Annotated in this window: 2 protein-coding genes and 2 pseudogenes; 1 reads left to right on the top strand and 3 read right to left on the bottom strand. The window is 59.5% G+C overall.

Annotation, left to right across the window (positions count from 1 at the left end; translation table 11 throughout):
* Nucleotides 1-362 (bottom strand): annotated as a pseudogene (locus tag HX823_RS31355) (DNA helicase UvrD); the annotation flags it as partial.
* 218 nt (nucleotides 363-580) lie between these two features.
* Between HX823_RS31355 and HX823_RS31350 the strand changes: the two are divergent.
* A complete protein-coding gene (locus HX823_RS31350) occupies nucleotides 581-1276 on the top strand; it encodes a pirin family protein (RefSeq protein ID WP_038850487.1) in 696 nt (231 codons plus the stop codon).
* Nucleotides 1277-1317: 41 nt separating this feature from the next.
* Here the strand turns inward: HX823_RS31350 and pgm are convergent, their stop codons facing one another.
* On the bottom strand, nucleotides 1318-2961 hold the full coding sequence (gene pgm / locus HX823_RS31345) for a phosphoglucomutase (alpha-D-glucose-1,6-bisphosphate-dependent) (RefSeq protein ID WP_177078511.1): 1644 nt from the start codon (nucleotides 2959-2961) through the stop codon (nucleotides 1318-1320).
* A gap of 106 nt (nucleotides 2962-3067) precedes the next feature.
* Nucleotides 3068-3302: pseudogene (locus HX823_RS31340) on the bottom strand (PLP-dependent aminotransferase family protein); the annotation flags it as partial.

Genomic DNA, 3302 nt, shown 5'->3' with positions numbered 1-3302 from the left:
AATCGCGCAACGTCGGCCTTCATGCGTTTCTTCAGCTCGGCGGTGAGCGGCAGGCGCCAATCATCGAACAGGCTGTCGTCCACACCCGGTGCACGGTGTTCATCCGGGCGGAAGTCACGAATCAACAGCACTTGGCGACCTTCTTCGATGCCATCGGCTTTGCCTTCGCGATAGCCGTACTCCACACCCGCTTCATGCCCACTGCGAAAACCGTCCGCCTGCCCGTGCAGCCAGGAAAACCGGTGCTGGGCGCGCAAACGGGTCAAGCCATGGCCAAACAGGCGCGCAGCCAGGCGTTTGAATAACGGCATGTCCGCCAAAGGGCGCAGTTCGGGAGGAAGATCAGGCTTTTGTTGCGACACGCGGACTCCTGCGATGAGCTGGGTTCAAACAAGTGCGCCATGGTCGCCGGAATCGACGCTCAGTTCCAGCCAATTGCTTTGCCGTCATGCAGTTAGGCGATGAACTGAAAGTCAAAGCGCCACTAACCAATCTAATCGACTGATAGGAATCAGGCAGTTTTTACGCTTTTTATCGATCATGAGCTGCAGGATCATAGGGCCATTCACAGGAGACGATCATGCTTGAACTTCGACCTTTCAATTCCCTGGGCGGCGCCCACCACGGCTGGCTTGACGCTCATCATCACTTCTCGTTTGCCGAGTACCATGACCCCAAGCGCATGCACTGGGGCAACCTGCGGGTATGGAACGACGACATCATCGCGCCGGGCACCGGCTTCCCGCAGCACCCGCACCGTGACATGGAGATCATCACCTATGTGCGCGAAGGCGCAATCAGCCATGCCGACAACCTCGGCAATAAAGGCCGTACCGAAGCCGGTGATGTGCAAGTGATGAGCGCAGGCACTGGGATTGCCCACAGCGAGTACAACCTGGAGGACACGCCGACCAAAATCTTCCAGATCTGGATTATTCCGAACGAAGCTGGTTTGCCACCTTCATGGGGCGCCAAGCCGTTTCCTAAGGGTGACCGGGAGGGTTTTGTAACGCTGGCGAGTGGTAAGGCCGGGGACAGCGAGATCTTGCGCATTCGTGCGGATGCACGCCTGGTGGCGGCGAACCTGAAGGCGGGGGAAAGTGCCGAATACCGGCTGGACAGCGGGCGTCGGGCTTACCTGGTGCCGGCGACCGGGGTGATTGAAGTCAATGGCTTGCGTGCACAAGCTCGAGATGGTGTCGCGGTTGAAGATGAACAGGTGTTGCAGGTAACGGCAATTGAAGACAGCGAAATTGTGTTGGTCGACCTAGCCTGAATATAGGCAGGAGCTGGCTTGCCAGCTCCTGCAAAGGCTACTTATTGGCTGATAGCACCGTCTACCAGCACCTGCGCCTCTTCCACGAGTTGCTTGAGGTGATCCTCACCAATAAAGCTCTCGGCGTAGATCTTGTAGATATCCTCAGTGCCAGATGGCCGTGCGGCAAACCAGCCGTTTTCAGTCATCACCTTCAACCCGCCGATCGCCTGGTCATTGCCTGGCGCATGGCTGAGGATCTGCTGGATGCTTTCACCGGCCAATTCGGTAGACGTTACCTGGTCTGGCGACAGCTTGCCCAGCAGGGTTTTCTGCGCCGGAGTGGCCTTGGCATCCACACGAATCGCGAACGGTTCGCCCAATGCGTCGGTCAGCCCACGGTAGATCTGGCTCGGATCCTGGCCTTTGCGCGAAGTCATTTCTGCAGCCAACAGCGCCGGGATCAGGCCGTCTTTGTCAGTGCTCCAGACAGTGCCGTCCTTGCGCAGGAACGAAGCACCGGCGCTTTCTTCGCCGCCAAAGCCCAACGAACCTTCGAACAAACCATCGGCAAACCACTTGAAGCCAACCGGCACTTCATACAGACGACGGCCAATGCGTGCAGCGACGCGATCGATCAAGCCGCTGCTGACCACGGTCTTGCCCACGGCGGCGTCTGCGCGCCAGTCAGGGCGGTTCTGGAACAGGTAGTCGATGGACACCGCCAGGTAGTTATTGGGCGCAAGCAAGCCACCGGACGGCGTGACGATGCCGTGGCGGTCGTGGTCTGGGTCGCAGGCGAAAGCCACATCGAAGCGTTCCTTGAGACCAATCAGGCCCTGCATGGCGTAGCTGGAGGACGGGTCCATGCGGATCTGGCCGTCCCAGTCCACGCTCATGAAACGGAAGGTGGAATCGACTTCGGTATTCACCACGTCCAGGTTCAAGCGGTAATGCTCGGCAATCGCCGACCAGTAGCGCACCCCTGCTCCACCCAGCGGGTCCACGCCCAGGCGCAGGTCGGCGCCGCGGATGGCGTCCATGTCGATCACATTGACCAGGTCAGCCACGTAGCTGTTGAGGTAGTCATGGCGATGCGTGGTGTCCGCCTTGAGTGCCTGGGCGTGGGTGATGCGCTTGACCCCGGCGAGTTTGTTGGCCAGCAGTTCGTTGGCCTTGGCTTCGATCCACTTGGTCACGTGGGTATCGGCGGGGCCGCCATTCGGCGGGTTGTACTTGTAGCCGCCACTCTGCGGCGGGTTGTGCGACGGCGTGATCACGATGCCGTCCGCCAGGCCGCTGGTGCGACCACGGTTGTAGCAGATGATGGCGTGGGAAATCGCAGGCGTCGGCGTGTATTCATCGCCTTCGGCCAGCATCACATGCACACCATTGGCAGCCAGCACTTCCAGGGCGCTGGCACCGGCAGGTGTCGACAGTGCGTGGGTGTCCAGGCCGACAAACAGCGGGCCGTTGATGCCCTGGGCTTCGCGGTACAGGCAGATGGCTTGGCTGATGGCGAGCACGTGCCATTCGTTGAAGCTCAGTTCAAACGAACTGCCACGGTGCCCGGAAGTACCGAATGCCACGCGCTGGGTGGAGATTGCTGCATCAGGCTGGCCCGTGTAGTAGGCCGTGACCAGTCGCGGGATATCCACCAGCAGTTGGGCTGGCGCCGGCTTGCCCGCAAAAGGACTGATTGTCATGCATAAACCTCGGAAAGAAGGATTCGGAATAAAATGGCAGTTTACTGAGAGTTGGACTGCTGCGCGACGTTATCGATCCTACAAGAGTAAGAGAAACTTCACGCGATCATCCTATCTGTGCCTTACGCAACGCTTCGCTGAGAGCTGCCAGGACAATATCCAGGTTCGGCTGCCCCTGAAAGGTATGGCTCAGGCGCAAATGCTGCTGATGCAGACCGCTGACACTGAACAGTTCGCCAGGAGCAATCACCACTTGCTGGGAGAGCAGGCGCTGGAAGACCTGGCGCATATCCACTGCTCGTGTGGCGTTCAACCAGAACGCCGCGCCCGCAGCGGGTGCA

This window comes from Pseudomonas sp. P7759 (assembly GCF_013386445.1).
GTDB classification, from domain to species: domain Bacteria; phylum Pseudomonadota; class Gammaproteobacteria; order Pseudomonadales; family Pseudomonadaceae; genus Aquipseudomonas; species Aquipseudomonas azotoformans_A.
Note: the sequence above shows the minus strand (reverse complement) of the source record. Positions and strands in the feature narration are given on the sequence as shown.